Below are 18,183 nucleotides of genomic sequence, written 5' to 3' on the forward strand. Positions count from 1 at the left end.
GGCAATGCCACGTAGACTAACGCATCCTCGCAGGTCAGCAGCTGTTTTCAGGTCTCGCGGCAGGGCCGAGATCGGTCCGCAGCAGCGTCGTGAACAGCCTCAGGCGGCCCGAGGAGCCGACAAGTAAGGTTGTAGAGGGCTGGAAGGGCACGGATTCGGGTGCGAGGTGGTCCCGAGAGACGGCCGAACCGGGGCTCGAAACATGCTCTGACCAGGGGAAACGCACTTACGCTACGTGGCATTGGTCGATGGGGTCGGAGACCCACAGCACCCGGCCGTGCAGGTCGCAGGCGACCTGCACGTTGTACCCGGTGGTCTTGTGCTTGCCGGAGTACAACTCCGGATGGTCACGCCACGACCAGCACGGCAGCAGGGATCCATCGATGATCACCGTCTGCGACAAGTCCACTTCTTCGGCAGTCGGGATGACCATCGCCAGGGCCCTCGCTAGCAGCGGGGTCAGCGCGGTGATCGCCCGGCTGATCGTTGACTGCGACCACCCGCGAGCCTCACCGATCTCGGCCTGTGTCTGATTCGTCCGCACGTAGATCAACGTCACCATCATCGAGGTGTACAAACCCAGGACCGGCGGGAACCGGACCGTCTCGGCCGATTGTTCATACTCAGCTTCCACCAGAAAGAACAGTTCGGCTCTCTCATCAGCGGTCAGTCCTGTAGAGTAGTACATGTTCGACGGCCTCTTCTGGAATCGATTGTGGTACATCAATTCTCTCGAAAAGGCCGTCGAACGTCCCCACGACATGCCGCACCCAGCGAGTCATTTACAGATCACTCAAGCGGCCCCAGAATAAGCCTCGAAGAGGAGGGGTTCATGAAAAGTACGAAATGGGTCGCGCTTGCGTTGACTGCTGGCGCAGCTGTCAGTGTGGTCAATGCCGGCCCGGCCAAAGCCACAGTGTCGAGCGATCAGGCACTCGTTACTGCCGCTCGGGCTGATCTCACACCGGACAATCAGGCGATATTCGACACGCTCACTACGGCTCAGCAGCTGGAATTTGGGCATCTGATGGCTGACAGCGCTAATTCCACGGACGTGTTCGACGACAGCTTGCAGGCGCAGTACCCGGACTACCAGATCACCGATGACACCGGTGACGACACCACACCCGGCCCCAATGCCACGTAGACTAACGCATCCTCGCAGGTCAGCAGCTGTTTTCAGGTCTCGCGGCAGGGCCGAGATCGGTCCGCAGCAGCGTCGTGAACAGCCTCAGGCGGCCCGAGGAGCCGACAAGTAAGGTTGTAGAGGGCTGGAAGGGCACGGATTCGGGTGCGAGGTGGTCCCGAGAGACGGCCGAACCGGGGCTCGAAACATGCTCTGACCAGGGGAAACGCACTTACGCTACGTGGCATTGCACCCGGCCCGCCAATATCCACCGGGCCCGTTGGCCCGATCCCCTTGACGGCCGGCACGGATGCGACCTCAACGGACGGGGTCGTCACCACTGATGGCAAGTATCGGTACTACGAGGTGCACACCTGGTGGACGAAGAAGGCGAGCTTCTTCGGTATGACCTTGACCAGCAGCCGGCTGGACTACTACTACCGGGTCACGCCACCCAACGGTGTGACAAGCGATCACTCCTGCACCGATCAGATCAAAAACTACGTGCCGTCCCGGACCTTCTCGTACTCGATCCAGCACTGGGCATCGTCACATCGGGGATACTGTTACTCCACGATCACTAAGACCGTGCGCGGGTTGAACGTACAGACGAGCGGTGTTCAGAAGCTGGTCGTCGGCGGCAGTGGAATCATTAGCAAGACTGGGCCGTGAGTCGGGAGTGTCCACATGTTTGGTGTAAGCGCTATTGAAGTCATTGTCGTGATCCTGCCGGTCGTAGCCCTGGCTATCGTGTTCGTCTCCGCGTCACGACATGCTGTGAGCGGGCGGGTGGCGTTGCTGCTCGGGTTGATCACGGTCATCGTTCCCGTGGTGGGCGCACTGATCGCCACCACTTGGTGCGTGCGCGCGGTCAAGTCGCATCGAGCGGTGCCGCCACTCATAACACACCAGTTTTAAACGAATTGTGGCCAGGGCACTGAGTGCCCTGGCCACATTCGTTCGTGCGTGAGCGCCGCAGCTTGCAGTTCCAGCGGCTGCTGACCTAGCCGGTGACTGGCATCCGGGTCGTGGCCGGGGTTGGCGTTGGTGGTTCGTCAACGGTCGGCTGCGGCGTGGCAGGGGATGAGGTTGCGCCGCCTGAGTAGGCGGTACTGGCGTTCGTCGGATCTATTGGGTCGGGCGTCGGGGTCTTGGTCCCGCACACGGTCGCGATTTCGAGGAATGCCGCTAGGTCGGGGACGTCGACTTCGCCAACCGTCTTTGCGCTCTGGCCGTCTGGGCTGATCCCACCGCCGACAATGATGTAATCGGGGAAGTAGGTGCTTGGTCCGCTCAATACGAGGGTGCCGGTCGCCCCGGCTGCTAAACGCAAGGGCTCGGTGTGCGGATGCTCGTTAATGTCCTGGCTGTTGTCGTTCAGATTGAGCGCAAAAGCGACATAGTCCAGCGGTCCGGCATCGCGCGGGTTTGTCACGGCGACTCGGGTGGACCAGCGGTTCGCCGCGATGTCGTCCTGAGTACACGGTGCCGGGGCGGCACTGATGTTCACCGGTTCAGGTTCCCCGCCGTCGTAGGACGTAGTTGGTGACGGCGAAGAAGCGGTCACGGACGGTGCCATAGTGGAAGTACTGACGGCCGGGTCGGTGGAACCGACTATCGGACCGCTTGAAGTGGTTGTCCCGCGCCTGGGGTGTGCAGGCGCCATGGCAGCGCTACCCCCGCCTGATACTGGGCTTGGCGACTGTTAGCTGCTGGAGACGCCGCAGATGCTGTGGCACCAACAACGGTCACCGCGGCGATAGCGACACCTACACAGCTGGCACCGGCGAGCTTGTGGAGACGGGACAAGTAAACCCCCGAGGCACGAATCGACGTTGAAGATCTAGCGCAGATCTACCAGCGACAAGATAGCGGATGAGGTCGCTCGCCCAGCGTTCACTCGAGAGAACTCGCATCCCCATCCGGTCAGCGCGGTGAAGTAGTCGGCGGTGGTGCTGTCGACGTTGCGCCAGCTGTGGCGGCCAGCCGATGCCTCGAGCGCGGCGCTCACCCCAGGAAGAGCGAGGATCGCGGCTCGGTCGGTGCTTTCTCGACTGCGGCGCCCAACACGTTGCTCGTCTCATAAGACCCGGACGGCCTTGATGCCGAGCAGGACGCACGCCAGCCGCTCACCGGGAATGTCTGCGATCCAGTCGAATCGGGTCATGACGTGGCCGACCTTGGCCCCGTCGAAGCGGGGCCAGATCAGGCCGTCATGGTGGGGCCAATTTGGCTTGACATAGCCATCCGTCCGGATCGCTTCGTCGTCGTATGCCGGCCTCGAGGGTCGCGGCCTCGGTCAGGCCGGGCGCGGCCACATTGACGCGGATATTCCGAGCGGCGAGTTCCACCGCAGCCCCCTTTCCACGCATGATGAGCCCGCCCTTGGCCGCCGTGTACATCACCTCGTTCGGTACGCCGACCAATCCGAGACGTGAACTGACGAGCACGATCTGTCCACCGGCATCGCGGAGCCATGGGACGACGTGCTTCATCAGACAGAAGACACTGAGCACATTGGCGTCGAGCAATCCCGCTGGATGCGCCGGTTATCAGCACGTTCATCACGGCTCCTGCCGGACCGCCACCGACGGCAGCTGTCGTCATCGCTACCCCCTCCGCGCCTCATCTGCGCGTTCGGGGCATAGCGAGGTAGCGGAGCTCGAGGAACTCCTCGATGCCGGTGCGGCCGCCTTCTCGTCCGAGCCCGGACTCCTTGATCCCGCCGAACGGTGCTGCCGGGTTGGAGACCAGCCCAGTGTTGATGCCGAGCATTCCGACCTCGATGGACTCCTGCAGCCGGAACGCACGCTCGACGTCCTGGGTGAAGGCGTATCCGACCAGCCCCCACGGTGTGTCGTTCGCCAGCCGGACCACCTGTTCTTCGTCATCGAACGGGATGATCGGTGCCACCGGTCCGAAGATCTCCTGGGACATCAGGTCCGACGCCGGATCGACGTCGGTGAGCACGGTGGGGGCGTAAAAGTATCCGGCACTCTCCAGTGGTTCGCCGCCACACACCACGCGTGCTCCGCGGCCGGTTGCATCGGCCACCAGGGACGTGACCTTGTCGACCGCTTTCGGTTCGATCATCGGCCCGACCTGCGTGCCGTCCGTCATGCCGTCACCGACGACCAGCTCGCTCATCCGGGCCGCCAGCCGACGCGCGAACTCCTCGGCTACCCCGCGCTGCACGAACATCCGGTTGGCCGCCGTGCACGCCTCGCCCATGTTCCGCAGTTTCGCCACCATCGCACCCTCGACCGCTACGTCCAGATCGGCGTCGTCGAAGACGATGAACGGCGCATTTCCGCCCAATTCCATCGAGGACCGCATCACGTGCTCGCTGGCCTGTTCCAGCAACCGCACGCCGACCGCGGTCGATCCGGTGAAGGAGACCTTGCGCGCTTTGCCGCTGCGCATCCACGGTTCCACGACGGACCCCGGATCGGAGGAGCACACCACATTGAGCACCCCGGCCGGCAGACCGGCTTCGGTCAGGATGTCGGCCAGCGCGAACGAACTCAGCGGCGTGAGGTGCGCGGGTTTGAAGACCATGGTGCATCCGGCAGCGATGGCTGGGCCGATCTTGCGGGTCCCCATCGCCAAGGGGAAATTCCATGGCGTCACGAGTACGCAGGGACCGACGGGTGCCTTGGTGACGATGATCCGCGTGTTGCCGTCGCCGCTGAGCGTTGCGTCGCCACCGATGCGGACGGCCTCCTCGGAAAACCAGCGGAAGAACTCCGCGGCATACGTCACCTCGCCACGGGCCTCGGCGAGCGGCTTGCCCATCTCGGCAGTGATGATCGTGGCCAACTGTTCCTGCCGGTCCATCATCAGCTCGTAGGCTCGTCGCAGAATCTCGCTGCGCGCCCGTGGCGCTGTCTGTGCCCACGAGTGCTGCGTCACAGCGGCGACATCGATCGCCCGCACAGCATCCTGTGGCCCGCCGTCCGCGATGGACGCAATGACCGCCTCGGTGGCCGGGTTGATGACATCGCACCGTCTCCCAGAGGCGGCGGGCACCCATTCGCCATCGATGAACAGATCCGTCGGCACGGATGCGATCAGGTCTCTGGTGTCGGTTGCTGCAGTCATATACCGCTCCTTGTCTCGTGATCGTGTTTCAGGCGGCCAGCACGTCGGACAGCGCATGGCCGAAGCATTCCAAGCCCAGATCGATCTCGGCCTCGGTCACGATCAGCGCCGGAATCAGCCGTACGACGTTGCCGGCCGGTCCGCAGGTGAGCGTGAGCAAACCGCGTGGCGTCGTCGCCTGCTGCACGGCCGAGGCCGTCTCCGGGTCCGGTTCCCCTGCAGCATCGGCGAACTCGATGCCTTGCATCAGCCCGAGTCCGCGAACGTCCGCGAACGCGGCGTACTTGTCCTGCAGCAGCCGAAGCCCGTCCCGCAACTGCTCACCACGCACGCGCGCGTTCTCCACCAGTCCCTCGTCGCGGATCACGTCCAGGGTTGCGCAACCGGCCGCAGCCGCGACCGCATTGCCGCCATACGTGCCACCTTGCGAACCCGGCCACCCCTTGGCCATCAACGCGGCCGACGCTGCGATCGCGCTGATCGGGAAACCGGAGGCAATGCCCTTGGCGGTGATCAGAATGTCGGGGCTGATGCTGGAGTACTCGTGGCCCCAGAACTTCCCGGTCCGCCCGCAGCCGGCCTGGACCTCATCAAGGATCAGCACGATCCCGTGCCGGTCCGCCCGCTCCCGCAAACCCTCCAGGAACGCCGGCGGGGCCGGCAGATAGCCACCGTCGCCGAGCACGGGCTCGATCAGGAACGCGGCCGTGTCGTTCGGTGCCGTACGACTCACCAACAGGTAGTCCAGCTCGCGGAGGGCGAAGTCCACCGCTGTCTTCTCGTCCCAGCCATAACGGAACGCGTACGGGAACGGCGCCATGTGCACCCCAGCCATCAACGGCGCGAACCCGGCCGAGAACTTCGTGCCGGCCGTCGTGAGCGACGCCGCAGCCACCGTGCGGCCATGGAACCCACCCTGGAACACCACGATGTTCGGCCGCCCGGTCGCCATCCGGGCCAGCCGGATCGCGGCCTCGACGGCTTCGGAACCGGAGTTGGCGTAGAACACCGAGTCCAGCCCGGCCGGCAGCACCTCGCCCAACTTGTCGGTCAGCTCCAACAGCGGCTTGTGCATCACCGTCGTGTACTGGGCATGGATTACCTTGCCGGTCTGTTCCCGCGCCGCCTCGACCACCCGCGGGTGACAGTGACCGGTGCTGGTCACCCCGATGCCCGTCGTGAAGTCCAGGTAATCGCGCCCGTCGGTGCCGTGGATCCAGCTACCGGACGCGTAGTCGACCACGACCGGGGTGGCTTGTTTCAGCAGCGGGCTCAGCGATGCCATGGGTTTCCTTCGGTTCTTCGGGATTGTGTGGTCAATGGGTATGTCGTGCCGCGCGTGGTCAGGACTGCGTGGAGATCGACCGGAGCACTGCGTCGGTGAATTCCTCGGTGCGGGCCGATCCGCCGAGGTCGGCGGTACGGGTGCCGGCGGCCATGACGTCCTCGACCGCGCTCATCAGGTCGGCCGCAGCCGCGCCCTCGCTGAGGTGGTCGAGCATCAGGGAGGCCGACCACAACTGGCCGACCGGGTTTGCGATGCCCTTGCCGGCGATGTCCGGAGCCGAGCCATGGATCGGCTCGAACATCGACGGATAGTCCCGGGGCGGGTTGATGTTCGCGCTCGGCGCGATCCCGATCGACCCGGCCAGGGCCGCTGTCAGGTCCGAGAGGACGTCACCGAACAGGTTCGAGGCGACGATGACATCGAAGTCAGCCGGCCGCAGCACCAGGGCCGCCGCCAACGCATCGATCAACACGCTCCTCAACCGGACACCCTCGAACTCCGCCACCACCGAGGACACCACCTCGTCCCAGAACGGCATCGAATGAATGATCCCGTTGGACTTCGTCGCCGACGTCAGCGATCCACCACGCGACGCGGCAAGCTGTGCCGCATACCGCGCCACCCGGCTGATCCCGGTACGGGTGAACACTGCCTCCTGGACGGCGAACTCCTCCGCGCTACCCCGGTACGCCCGGCCACCGATGGCCGAATACTCCCCCTCCACGTTCTCCCGCACCACCACGATGTCCAGATCAGACACCTCCCGCAGTGGCGACACAACACCGGGGAGAACCCGAACCGGGCGCAGATTGACGTACTGCAAGAACTCCCGGCGAATCGGAATCAGCAGACCCCACAGCGTCTCGTGATCCGGCAAGTCCGGGTGCCCCACGGCCCCCAACAGGATCGCGTCCGCGTCGGCGAGCTGCTCGGTCCCGTCCACCGGCATCATCCGCCCGTGCTCGAAGAAGTATGCCGAGCCCCAGTCACGCTCCCGCCATACGACCTGGAAATCATGCCGCTGCGCCAGCGCGTCCACCACTCGGGTCGCCGCCGGCACCACCTCTGCGCCGATGCCGTCACCAGCGATCAGGTCGACCGTGTACCTGTGTCCGTCTGTCATGCCGTTGCAACCCTTCAGATCTCGTCCCCTGACGCGCGCTGCGATCAGTTCGTCGGCGTCGTGCCCAGTGCCGGCAGCAATACGGATTTCGGCGCGGTGAGTTCGAGCGCCGCGTAGCGGACGCCTTCCCGGCCGATGCCGGACTGCCCGAACCCGCCGAACGGCATGTTGTCGAGCCGGAAGTCGCTCGTGTCGTTGATCAGCACGGTGCCGACGTTGAGAGACTGCGATACCCGTGTCGCAGTCTCCAGGGACTTCGTGAAGATCCCTGCCTGCAAGGCGAATTGGCACTCGTTGGCACGAGCAACCGCCTCGTCGATTGTAGTCACCGACTCGATGAGCACGACCGGGCCGAAGATCTCCTCGCGCAAGATCGGTGCATCCGGCGGGACATTGGTGAGCACCGTCGGCGGGTAGAAGCAGCCGTCCTCGCGACCGCCAGTCAGCACCGTTGCGCCGCGACCGACGGCATCGTCGACGAGTTGCGCGACGCGGCGTACGGCATCGGCGTTGATCAGCGGGCCGACATCGGTGGCCGGATCCTGCTTGGAACCGACCCGCAGCGCTGCGGCCCCCGCCACGACGCCGTCCTGGACCTGCTCGAAAACCTCTTGCTCGGCAAGAACGCGTTGCACGGACAGGCAGTTCTGACCGGCCACTCCGAAGGCGCCGGCCACGATCTTGCCAATGGCCACGTCGACGTCGGCGTCAGCACAGACGATGGTGGCGTTGTTCCCGCCCAACTCCATGAGCAGCTTCTTTACACCCGCAATGCGCGTGATGGCCTCGCCGGTGCGAGTGCCCCCGGTGAAAGACACCACTGCGATGTCCGGATGCGACACGAGTGCCGCACCGACCTCGGCGCCACCGCACAGGACCGAGATCCTCCCGGCCGGCACGCCTGAATCCAGCAACGCCTGGGCCAGATGCAAGGCGGTCAGCGGCGTCTGATCCGACGGTTTCAGCACGATCGGCGCGTCGGCGAGGATCGCCGGGGCGAACTTGTGCGCCACCAGATTGAGCGGATCGTTGAAGCTGCTGATCGCCCCCACGACACCGATCGGCTCTCGAACGAACCACCCCAGGCGGCCGTCTCCCCGAGGACTGGCTCCGGTCTGTAGGACCTCACCAGTCAGCACATCGCCGGACCGAGATGCCAGCCGAAAGGTCTCCACGCACCGGGCAACTTCGTTGCGTGCGTCTCCGATCGTCTTGACACCTTCGGTGGCAATCACTTGGGCGAACAGTTCGGCACGTTCAGCCACGAGATCTGCGACACGGCCGAGCGCCTCGATCCGCGCGTGCAACGGCCAGTGATCTCCCACGGACTTGACCGCAGCGCGAACGGCATCGTCGACGTCCGTCCCCGAGCAGTGCGTGACGTGCCCGATCACGCGGCCGTTCTCCGGGTCATGCACCGGCAAGTCACGTGGGCTGGTGCGCCAAGTTCCTGCCACCAGTGCTCCCCCCGGTGGCTGCGACAATGCAGTGTCTGCTGTGCTGAGCATCCCGCTGACTACGCTCACGCCTTTCCTCCTCGCAGCAGATTCCACCTGTCGATGACGTGCGCGCCGGCACCGATGAACGGCAAGAACCAGGGCGGCCCCACGTGCCCGGGCACGGCGTGAAATCCGATGCCGCCGAACGGCAGCTCCGGTTGAGTGCCGAGCAGCCTGCGTGCCACCTGTTGACCTGCATACGTCGCCATCTGCACACCGTGACCGCTGTAACCGAGGCTGTAGTGGATGCCATTTCGCTGACCGATGTGGACCATCCGGTCCATGCTGAGGTCGACCAACCCGCCCCAGGTGTAGTCGATCCGGGTAGTCGACAACTGCGGAAAGATCTCGAGCATCGCCCGGCGCAGGATCTCGGCGCTGCGCCGATCCGAGTCCGGGCTGGACAGCGCGAAGCGTGCGCGTCCACCGAAAAGCAGCCGGTTGTCGGGCGTCAGCCGGAAATAGTAGGTCAGCATCTTGGCGTCAGAGGCCATCCGGCCGTGTGGCAGCAGCTCGTTGGCGAGGTCAGCGTCCAGTGGCTCGGTGCAGACGATGAAGCTGCCGACCGGAATGACGCGCCGCTGCAGCCATGGCGTCAGTGAGGAGGTGTAGCCGCTGGTCGCGACCAAGACGTGCTTGGCCTGGACCGGACCTCGTGAACTCTGCACCAGGTGGCGGGCACCGTCCCGGTCAAGTGATACAACCGGTGCGGCCTCGCACACGACGGCCCCAGCGGCAACCGCGGCCGTCGCGAGGCCATTGACGAATTTCCCCACATGCAGGCCGGCGCCGAGGGGGTCGACCATCCCGCCGTGGTAGTAGTCCGAACCGATCTCCTTGCGAATGTCCTCCGGTCCCAGCACCTGCAGATCCGGCAAGCCCCCGACCTCGGCGACCTCACGTTGGGTGTCGCGCATCGCAGCCAGACTCCGCGGGGTGACGGCAAGTGACAACTTGCCGTGCCGCGCGAAGTCGCACTCGATCGAGTGCTCTCGCACAAGCGCTTCGACGGCGCTGATCGCTTTGTCATATTCCAGGTAGTACTTGGCTGCCGTAGCTCGGCCGTATCTGGCGATCGCCTGTCCGAAGCCGATCGCCAGGCCGGTGGTGGCCATTCCTGCATTGCGTCCCGAAGCACCCCAGCCGACCCCGTGGGACTCCAGCACTACGACCCGAGCGCCCCCCTGCGCGAGTTCCAACCCAGCGGAGAGTCCGGTGAGTCCGGCCCCGACGATCGCGACGTCCACCTCGTCCGGGACCTGTGTATGCCGGAAGTCACCCGCCGGAGTCGCGGTGTCCTGCCAGTAGGAAACCAGCTTCATTGCAGCTCAGTCGATCCCGAGCATCTGGTTCAGTTCGTCCAGGGACGCGACATCGACGTACCCGTAGGAGTGCGCAGGCGGGTCGTAGTTGCGGTTCAGCATGACCAGATTGCGGAACCCCAGGTCGTGAGCCGGCATCAGGTCGTAGCGGGTGTGCGACGAAACGTGCAAGAAGTCGTCTGGGGAGGCGTTCAACTGCTCGACCATGTATTCGAACGCCTGGTATCGGGGCTTGTAGAAGCCTGCCTGCTCGGCCGTGTACACCGCGTGGAACGGTGCGCCGAGCCGCGGCACCGAGACGTCGAGAAACGCTGTGTCCGCATTGGAGATGATCACCAGCTGATACCTCTCGGCCATCTTGGCGAGCGGCGCCGGCACGTCGACGTGCGGACCCCACGACAGCACCGCCTCCCCGAACTGCTCTCCAGCCGTCGGGTCCGACTCGATCTGCCAGGCGCGGCACACCCTGTCGTACGCATCCTGAAGGACCTGACGGTACGGGTAGTAGTCGCCCATGACCTGGTCATACCGGTACTTGCTGAACGAGTTGCGGAAGGCCGGCCAGTCCTCGTCGCTGATCTGGCCACGGACGACTTTCCTTGTCGCGGAGTCAATTTCGTAGTTGATGAGTGTGCCGTAGCAGTCGAAGGACACGTACTTCGGGCGGTAGTTGGTCACGGTGAGCGCTCCGATCGGTTCGGTTGGCGGCGGATGTGGGACGACAGTCCCGGCGGCCCGTCAAAACACTAGCGCGAATGTTACATGTTGTCGACAATCATGTTGCATACCGTTGACACCGTGTAGTCAACCTCACTACATTGCTCGGAATCCACCGATGAGGAGCACCTGCCGTGGACGCCGAACTGCGACTCTCGCCACTCGAGTTCACCTCAACCACCGACCGTGTCTGCACCGAGTTGCGGCGCCTGATCGTGACGGGAACGCTCGCGCCCGGCCAGGCGCTCAATGAGAAATCCGTTGCACAGCAGCTCGGTGTTTCGCGCTCCCCCGTGCGCGAAGCTTTCCAGCGACTCGTCACCGAACGACTACTGCTCGCCGAGCGCAACAAGAGCGTGACGGTCAAGGAGTTCACCGACGCCGACATCCAGGAGATCTACGACGCACGGATCGCCATCGAGACTCACGCCGCCAGAAGAATCATCGACGCCGGCGCTGCAGCGGTGACGCGGACGACCGAGCGCCTGGAGTCTGCGCTGACTGAGCTACGCACCCAACTGGACGAGGGAGACCGGCTCGCCGTTGCCCGAGCCGACCTGGCGTTCCACCAGGCGTTGGTCGAGTGCGGTGGCAACTCCAGACTGGTCGCCGCCTACGAATTGCTATCCGCGGAGACCGTCACCTGCATGGCCTGGCTGGAGAACGTCAAACCCTCGGGGGACGAACTGATGCAGGACCACCGCGATTTCGTCGATGCGCTGCAGACACATGACCCGGACCAGATCACCAGTGTCATCAGCGCACATCTCTCGCTCGCTGAATCAAATTTGGCCGCCAGCACTCCGGCTGAACGCGCCTCCCGCCAATCGGCCGTCGTGCCGCAACGCTGATCAGGAGATCCACCATGAAAACCCGCGCAATCTCACTCCTCGCCGTTGCGTGTCTCGCGCTCGGCACGGCCGCCTGTTCCAGTTCCGGCGGCGGTTCGAAGTCCGGTTCCGGCACGGCCGGAGCGAGCACGGGCGGCAGCAGCGCCAGTGCCAGTGCCAAGGGAACCGTCGGCAACATTGCCCAGGGCGTCGCCACCGACCCGGCAGCAGTCAAACTGCTGCCCGCTTCGGTGAAGTCCAAAGGCTCGATATCGGTAGCGATGGACCTGCAGTACCCGCCCACGTCCTTCCTGTCCACGAACAATCAGCCTGAGGGCTACAACGTAGACATCGCTCGGCTTATCGCAGCCAAGCTGGGACTCAAGCTGCACATCGAGAACGTCTCGTTCGACACGATCATCACCGGCCTACAGGGTGGCCGCTACGACTTCACCACGACGAACATGTCCGCGACGCCCGACCGGCTCAAAGCGCTCGACATGATCAACTACTGGAAGGATGGTTCATCCCTCGCGACCAAGTCGGGAAACCCTGAAAACCTCGACATCAACACCACCTCCATATGCGGTAAGAAGATCGCCGTCATGACCGGTACCACACAGCAGCAGACCTATCTTCCGGCCTTGTCCAAGAAGTGCTCTGCAGCCGGGAAGCCGGCAGCTCAGGCAGTGGTATTGCCCAACGTCAATGGAGCACTCACCCAGCTGGCGTCGGGGAGAATCGACGGGATCTTCTACGACACACCATCACTCGCATACGCCGTCCAACAACACGGATCAACGTTCAGTGTCGGGGCCAAGCAATACAACAAGCCCCCTTCGCTGGGCACCGACCTCGTGGCCATTGGCCTGCCCAAGAACTCGCCACTGACCAAGGCCATCCAGGCTGCGATGCAGTCGATCATCGACAGCCCGCTCTACCTGAAGGCCCTCAACAACTGGGGCCTGGGCTCGGGAGCGATCAAGACTGCGTCGATCGCGACTGCTGCGGCGGGCTGACCGACCGTGGATGCCACCGAGAAGCCGCGGATCCACCGGCGAGGTGCGTACGAGTACCTCATGTGGGTGGTCTGCCTGATCATCACTGCGGGGATCGCCTACACGCTGATCACCAATCCGCGCTACCACTGGAGCACGATCCGGCACTACCTGACGGCCGCGACCGTCCTGAAGGGCCTGTGGCTCACCATCTGGATGACAGTTCTGGTGATGCTCATCGCCACCATCCTGGGTCTGCTGGTCGCGGTCATGCGTGCCTCCAAAATACTTCCGGTACGCATCCTGGCAATCTGTTACATCAATGTCTTCCGTGGCACCCCGGTGCTGGTGCAGTTGATCCTGTGGTTTAACATTGCCGCGCTCTATCCGCACATCCGACTGGGAATACCCTTTACACCAGTGGGCGGTAATCTCAACACGAACGCCTTGATCAGTGCGACTACTGCGGCCATCATCGGTCTGTCACTGAACGAGGCGGCGTACATGGCCGAAATCGTCCGCGGTGGGTTCAACTCGGTTCCGAAGGGGCAACTTGAGGCAGGCGACTCGCTCGGGATGAGCGAAGCGATGAAAATGCGGAAAATCATCATCCCGCAAGCCATGCCGACCGTGATACCAGCGACCGGCAACCAGTTGATCAGCATGCTCAAGGAGACGTCGCTGGTCAGTGTGCTGGGCGTCGCCGACCTATTGGCCAGCGTGCAACTCATCTACGCCCGCACCTACGAGACGATCCCGATGCTGATTGTGGCCTGCATCTGGTATCTCGTGGTGTCGATCCTGCTGAGCTACCCCCAGTCCAAGATCGAGGCCCACTACGACAAGTCCAGCCGAGCGATCCTCGGCAAGCCACTGCCTACCGTGGAGGTGCCACATGCCTGAGCAGTCCGCGCCCACACCGTCCATGGAGCCGTTCCGACCTGCCGGACTCGGTGATACGGACGGACCCGGCACCGTACAAATCCGCAAACTGGTCAAGTCATTCGGCGCCAACACCGTGCTGAAGGACATCAACGTGGACATCGCAGCCGGCGAGGTCTGTGTGCTCATCGGCCCCAGCGGCTCCGGAAAGTCCACCCTGTTGCGCTGCATCGATGGGCTCGAGCAGATCGATTCCGGGGTCTTGAGAGTCAACGGCGAAGACCTCGGCTACATCGAGGACGCGACTCACTATCGGCCACTCTCCCGCACCGATCGGCGGCGACAGCGAACCCAGATCGGGATGGTGTTTCAGCAGTTCAACCTCTTCCCCAACATGACCGCGCTGGAGAACATCACCGTTGGGCAAACGTTGGTCAAACGCACGACAAGAGCACAGGCTAAACAGCGCGCACGGGAGCTCCTGACACGAGTCGGCTTGGAAGGCCACGGAAACCACTACCCAGCGCAACTGTCCGGGGGTCAGCAACAGCGGGTCGCGATCGCGAGGTCCCTGGCCATGGACCCACAGGTCATGCTCTTCGACGAGCCCACCTCCGCTCTCGACCCCGAGTTGGTGGGCGACGTCCTCGACGTCATGCGCCAGCTCGCCGATGAAGGTATGACGATGCTGGTCACCACCCATGAGATGGGCTTCGCTCGCGAAGTCGCCAACAGCCTGCTGTTCATGGCCGACGGCTACATCGTCGAGCGCGGCGACCCCCGTGAGGTTCTTGCCAACCCTCAAGAGCCACGCACGCAACAATTCCTCAAGAAGGTGCTCTGAGAAACGTGACCGACGCACGCATTGCTGTCATCGGTGTCGGAAGCATCGGCAGCATGGCACTCTGGCAAGCCAGCACGATCTGCTCTTCCGTGCTGGGTTTCGAAGCGCGCACGCCCGCTCACCCACGCACAGCCGTCGGTGGCGACACACGCCTCTTCCGGATGACCTACCGCGGCACCGATCCCTACTACCCGATCCTGCAGCAGTCGTTGCAGCTCTGGGGTCAGCTGGAGGAGGAGTCCGGCCGAGCCATCCTCGGCCGGTGCGGTGGCCTGTCCATCGGGCATCGCGACGGTCGCTACATCCCCGCACTCCTCGAGTCGATTCGGGCATGCGGCGCCGACCATGACGTCTTGGATCACGACCAGATGAGGCAGCGGTACCCCCAGCACAATCTCGATCCGGACGAGGTCGGAGTATGGGACCCACACGCGGGCTACCTCAAGACTGACACTGCCGTACTCTCCGCCGTCGAATGTGCCGAAAAGCACGGCGCGACTGTCCTCACGGACTCCCCTGTCACCGCCGTGACCGAGACGGACGACGGAGTCCGGGTCGAATCTGCTGACCGGTCCTGGACCGTCGACCGAGTCATCGTCACCGGCGGCGCGTGGGCAACTCGATTGCTACCCGAACGACTTCGGGAGAATGTGTACCCCACGCGAATCCTGTTGACCTGGTTCGAAGCCCGTGACCCTGAGCTGTTCGCGCCCGAGGTGTTCCCGATCTTCATTCACATTGCACAGGGCACTTCGATGTACGGTGCGCCCTCTCTTGATGGGACGACAGTCAAAGCCAGCCTTGACGGTCGGGCAGGTCGCGCCCACGACCCTGACGACCTGCTTCGAGTGCCGACAGAAGCGGAGATGACCGAGGTGCGTCAGACTGCCGCGAGCTACTTTCCGGATCTGATCCCGTATGTCGTGCGCGCGGATACCTACCCCGATCTCTACACCACCGATGGCATTCCGCTGCTCGGCTTCGCGCCGGGATCGCGCCGGATTGTGCTTGCCACCGGATTCAGTGGCGCCGGCTTCAAAATGGCCAGCGGGTTCGGCGCCATCGCCGCGTCTCTGGCGCTGGATCCGGACCGTGCAGCGGCGCCGTCATTCACCGACCCGGCACGCTTCGCGTGACCGAAACCCCAAGGAACCCCTCATCGAGGGGCTTGCACTTCCGATTCGATGCGCTCCTTCGCTGCTCAACCGCCCAGATCATCGCCATCCGCCTCGGGCGGTCCGTTCTGCAGCAGGTCGACGAACCCCGCCTCGTCGAGCGTGGGCACGCCGAGTTGCTCGGCCTTGTCGGCCTTGGAGCCGGCGTTCGCGCCGAGGACGACATACGAGGTCTTCTTGGAGACCGAGCCGGCTGCCTTGCCGCCGCGGGCGATGATCGCCTCCTTGGCCGAGTCGCGGGTGTACCCCTCGAGTGAGCCGGTCACCACGACGGTGAGCCCGGCGAGGGTCTGTGGGATCGACTCGTCGCGCTCGTCCGCCATACGTACGCCGTCGGCGGCCCACTGCTGGACGATCTCGCGATGCCAGTCGATCTCGAACCAGTCGATCACCGCCTGCGCGATCACGCCACCGACGCCGTCGGCCGCGGCCAACTCCTCGACCGATGCCGCCCGGATCGCGTCCATCGAGCCGAACCGTGTCGCGAGCGCGCGTGCGGCGGTCGGGCCGACGTGCCGGATCGACAGACCGACGATCACCCGCCAGAGGGGTTGCGACTTCGCATGCTCCAGGTTGTCGAGAAGGCGGATCCCGTTGGCGGACAACACTTTCCCGTCGACGACCGCATCTTCCCGGTCGGTCTTCTTCGCCGCGCGGGTGTAAAGCGGCACTCGCACCAGCTGCTCACGGGTCAGCCCGAAGAGCGTGGACTCATCGGTGAGCACACCGGATTCGAGCAGCGCGACCGCGCCCTCCCAGCCGAGCGCCTCGATGTCGAACGCGCCGCGTCCGGCCAGCCCGAAGAGCCGCTCGCGCAACTGCGACGGGCAGCTGCGCGCGTTGGGGCAGCGGATGTCCTTGTCGCCCTCCTTCTCGTAGGCGAGCTGCACACCGCACGACGGACAGTGCGTCGGCATCTCGAACTCGCGCTCGGTGCCATCGCGCAGGTCGACGACTGGCCCGACGATCTCGGGTATGACGTCCCCGGCCTTGCGCAACACCACCGTGTCGCCGATCAGCACCCCCTTGCGCTTGACCTCGGATGCGTTGTGCAGCGTGGCGTTCGCGACCGTCGAACCCGCCACGACGACCGGCTCCATCACCCCGAACGGCGTCACCCGGCCGGTGCGCCCGACATTGACCTCGATGTCGAGCAGCTTGGTGTTGACCTCCTCCGGCGGGTACTTGTAGGCGATCGCCCAGCGCGGCGCCCGCGAGGTCGAGCCGAGTGCCCGCTGCAGCGGCACCTCGTCGACCTTGACCACGACACCGTCCAGCTCGTGCTCGACCGCGTGCCGGTTGGCGCCGGCCCACTCGACATACGCCTGCACCTGCTCGCCGGTGCTGACCACCTTGTAGTGAGTGGAGACCGGCAGGCCCCACCCACGCAGCAGGTCGTAGGCCTGCGACTGTCGTTCGATGTCAAAGCCGCGCCGCGCGCCGATGCCGTGCACCAGCATGCGCAGCGCCCGGCTCGCGGTCACCCGCGGATCCTTCTGCCGCAGCGAACCGGCGGCCGTGTTGCGCGGGTTGGCAAAGGGCGCCTTCCCGGCCTCGACGAGCGAGGCGTTGAGCTGCTCGAAGTCCGGCATGCTCATGAAGATCTCGCCGCGCACCTCCAGCAACTCGGGTACGTCGTCTCCGGACAGTTTGTGCGGAATCCCGTGCACCGTGCGGACATTGGAGGTCACATCCTCCCCCGTCGTCCCGTCGCCGCGCGTCACGCCTCGCACCAGCCGGCCGTTTTCATACGTCAGGTTGATCGCCAGACCGTCGATCTTCAGCTCGGTGAGGAAGTGCAGCGGCTGGTCGCCCGCTTCCCGCTGCACTCGGGCGATCCAGGCCGCGAGTTCGTCGGCGGAGAAGACGTTGTCCAGGCTGAGCATGCGTTCGGCATGCTGCACCGGAGTGAAGCCGGTGCTGAAGATCGCGCCACCGACCTGCTGGGTCGGGCTGTCCGGGGTGCGCAGGGCGGGGTGCTGGTCCTCCAGCTCGTTCAGCCGGCGGACGAGCGCGTCATACTCCCCGTCGCTGATCGTCGGCGCGTCCCGCACATGGTAGGCGAACTGGTGCCCCCGCACCTCATCGGCGAGTTCGGCCCACTCGTGCCGCGCAGCTGCTGGTATGTCGTTGCTCTCGCTCACTTTGGCAATCCTGCCGTATGGCGACGACAACCCGCCCAACCGGCGTCTTCGGTGTCCCCAAGGCGCGACGGTCGCGACTCCGGGACGGGCTTCCCAAGGTTTCGGTGTCCCCAAAGCGCGACGGTCGCGACTCC

18 protein-coding genes are annotated in these 18,183 nt (G+C 64.5%); 8 read left to right on the plus strand and 10 right to left on the minus strand.

Annotated features, from left to right (window positions below; genetic code table 11):
- Positions 1-226: 226 nt before the first annotated feature.
- Complete coding sequence (locus tag EFY87_RS13035; protein ID WP_148043328.1) at positions 227-634, minus strand: hypothetical protein; 408 nt, start codon at positions 632-634, stop codon at positions 227-229.
- Between the two features lie 198 nt (positions 635-832).
- Here EFY87_RS13035 and EFY87_RS13040 point away from each other — a divergent pair, with 198 nt between their 5' ends.
- The 3 genes from EFY87_RS13040 to EFY87_RS13050 all read left to right on the plus strand — a co-directional run bounded on the left by EFY87_RS13040 (position 833) and on the right by EFY87_RS13050 (position 2,044).
- On the plus strand, positions 833-1,147 hold the full coding sequence (locus tag EFY87_RS13040; RefSeq protein WP_123271932.1) for a hypothetical protein: 315 nt from the start codon (positions 833-835) through the stop codon (positions 1,145-1,147).
- A gap of 273 nt (positions 1,148-1,420) precedes the next feature.
- A complete protein-coding gene (locus tag EFY87_RS13045; protein ID WP_123271933.1) occupies positions 1,421-1,798 on the plus strand; it encodes a hypothetical protein in 378 nt (125 codons plus the stop codon).
- A gap of 15 nt (positions 1,799-1,813) precedes the next feature.
- Positions 1,814-2,044 carry a hypothetical protein gene (locus tag EFY87_RS13050; protein ID WP_148043329.1) on the plus strand — a complete coding sequence of 77 codons (231 nt, stop codon included), beginning with the start codon at positions 1,814-1,816 and terminating at the stop codon, positions 2,042-2,044.
- 85 nt (positions 2,045-2,129) lie between these two features.
- Here EFY87_RS13050 and EFY87_RS13055 read toward each other — a convergent pair whose 3' ends face one another.
- The 8 genes from EFY87_RS13055 to EFY87_RS13090 form a co-directional block, all read right to left on the minus strand.
- Positions 2,130-2,636 (minus strand): hypothetical protein, encoded by a 507-nt coding sequence (locus tag EFY87_RS13055; RefSeq protein ID WP_123271935.1) that lies wholly within the window; start codon positions 2,634-2,636, stop codon positions 2,130-2,132.
- A gap of 703 nt (positions 2,637-3,339) precedes the next feature.
- Positions 3,340-3,642, minus strand: a complete 303-nt coding sequence (locus EFY87_RS13060) for an SDR family NAD(P)-dependent oxidoreductase (RefSeq protein WP_281276206.1) — start codon at positions 3,640-3,642, stop codon at positions 3,340-3,342.
- 109 nt (positions 3,643-3,751) lie between these two features.
- Positions 3,752-5,227 carry an NAD-dependent succinate-semialdehyde dehydrogenase gene (locus EFY87_RS13065; protein WP_123271936.1) on the minus strand — a complete coding sequence of 492 codons (1,476 nt, stop codon included), beginning with the start codon at positions 5,225-5,227 and terminating at the stop codon, positions 3,752-3,754.
- Positions 5,228-5,255: 28 nt separating this feature from the next.
- Positions 5,256-6,512 (minus strand): aspartate aminotransferase family protein, encoded by a 1,257-nt coding sequence (locus tag EFY87_RS13070; protein ID WP_123271937.1) that lies wholly within the window; start codon positions 6,510-6,512, stop codon positions 5,256-5,258.
- A 58-nt stretch (positions 6,513-6,570) separates the two neighbouring features.
- Positions 6,571-7,638 (minus strand): tartrate dehydrogenase, encoded by a 1,068-nt coding sequence (locus EFY87_RS13075; RefSeq protein ID WP_123271938.1) that lies wholly within the window; start codon positions 7,636-7,638, stop codon positions 6,571-6,573.
- A 44-nt stretch (positions 7,639-7,682) separates the two neighbouring features.
- Positions 7,683-9,164, minus strand: coding sequence for an aldehyde dehydrogenase family protein (locus EFY87_RS13080; protein ID WP_220093623.1), 1,482 nt, complete (start codon positions 9,162-9,164; stop codon positions 7,683-7,685).
- The gene (locus EFY87_RS13085; RefSeq protein ID WP_123271939.1) at positions 9,161-10,459 is read right to left on the minus strand and encodes an NAD(P)/FAD-dependent oxidoreductase; all 1,299 of its coding nucleotides are present in this window, start codon (positions 10,457-10,459) and stop codon (positions 9,161-9,163) included. Before EFY87_RS13085 ends, EFY87_RS13080 begins: the two co-directional genes overlap by 4 nt.
- A gap of 6 nt (positions 10,460-10,465) precedes the next feature.
- On the minus strand, positions 10,466-11,137 hold the full coding sequence (locus EFY87_RS13090; RefSeq protein ID WP_245988630.1) for a haloacid dehalogenase type II: 672 nt from the start codon (positions 11,135-11,137) through the stop codon (positions 10,466-10,468).
- 173 nt (positions 11,138-11,310) lie between these two features.
- On the opposite strand from EFY87_RS13090, the gene EFY87_RS13095 reads away from it, so the two are divergent.
- Genes EFY87_RS13095 through solA form a run of 5 tightly spaced genes read left to right on the plus strand, consistent with a single transcriptional unit; the run spans position 11,311 to position 15,866 of the window.
- Complete coding sequence (locus EFY87_RS13095; RefSeq protein WP_123271941.1) at positions 11,311-12,027, plus strand: GntR family transcriptional regulator; 717 nt, start codon at positions 11,311-11,313, stop codon at positions 12,025-12,027.
- A gap of 14 nt (positions 12,028-12,041) precedes the next feature.
- Positions 12,042-13,025 carry an ABC transporter substrate-binding protein gene (locus EFY87_RS13100; protein ID WP_123271942.1) on the plus strand — a complete coding sequence of 328 codons (984 nt, stop codon included), beginning with the start codon at positions 12,042-12,044 and terminating at the stop codon, positions 13,023-13,025.
- 6 nt (positions 13,026-13,031) lie between these two features.
- Positions 13,032-13,907, plus strand: coding sequence for an amino acid ABC transporter permease (locus EFY87_RS13105; RefSeq protein ID WP_245988631.1), 876 nt, complete (start codon positions 13,032-13,034; stop codon positions 13,905-13,907).
- A gap of 22 nt (positions 13,908-13,929) precedes the next feature.
- Complete coding sequence (locus tag EFY87_RS13110) at positions 13,930-14,730, plus strand: amino acid ABC transporter ATP-binding protein (RefSeq protein ID WP_123272025.1); 801 nt, start codon at positions 13,930-13,932, stop codon at positions 14,728-14,730.
- Positions 14,731-14,735: 5 nt separating this feature from the next.
- Entirely contained in the window at positions 14,736-15,866 is a 1,131-nt protein-coding gene (gene solA, locus EFY87_RS13115; protein WP_245988632.1) for an N-methyl-L-tryptophan oxidase, read from the plus strand.
- Between the two features lie 65 nt (positions 15,867-15,931).
- Here the strand turns inward: solA and ligA are convergent, their stop codons facing one another.
- Positions 15,932-18,049 (minus strand): NAD-dependent DNA ligase LigA, encoded by a 2,118-nt coding sequence (gene ligA, locus EFY87_RS13120; RefSeq protein ID WP_425459363.1) that lies wholly within the window; start codon positions 18,047-18,049, stop codon positions 15,932-15,934.
- Between the last annotated feature and the right edge of the window lie 134 nt (positions 18,050-18,183).

This window comes from Flexivirga caeni, from assembly GCF_003724155.1.
Lineage (GTDB): Bacteria > Actinomycetota > Actinomycetes > Actinomycetales > Dermatophilaceae > Flexivirga > Flexivirga caeni.

Bases quoted from the DNA above. Each gene is read 5' to 3' on its own strand.
- EFY87_RS13040 (WP_123271932.1), top strand. From the start codon at position 833: ATGAAAAGTACGAAATGGGTCGCGCTTGCGTTGACTGCTGGCGCAGCT.
- EFY87_RS13085 (WP_123271939.1), bottom strand. From the start codon at position 10,459: ATGAAGCTGGTTTCCTACTGGCAGGACACCGCGACTCCGGCGGGTGAC.
- EFY87_RS13050 (WP_148043329.1), top strand. From the start codon at position 1,814: ATGTTTGGTGTAAGCGCTATTGAAGTCATTGTCGTGATCCTGCCGGTC.
- EFY87_RS13065 (WP_123271936.1), bottom strand. From the start codon at position 5,227: ATGACTGCAGCAACCGACACCAGAGACCTGATCGCATCCGTGCCGACG.
- EFY87_RS13100 (WP_123271942.1), top strand. From the start codon at position 12,042: ATGAAAACCCGCGCAATCTCACTCCTCGCCGTTGCGTGTCTCGCGCTC.
- EFY87_RS13110 (WP_123272025.1), top strand. From the start codon at position 13,930: ATGGAGCCGTTCCGACCTGCCGGACTCGGTGATACGGACGGACCCGGC.
- EFY87_RS13070 (WP_123271937.1), bottom strand. From the start codon at position 6,512: ATGGCATCGCTGAGCCCGCTGCTGAAACAAGCCACCCCGGTCGTGGTC.
- EFY87_RS13075 (WP_123271938.1), bottom strand. From the start codon at position 7,638: ATGACAGACGGACACAGGTACACGGTCGACCTGATCGCTGGTGACGGC.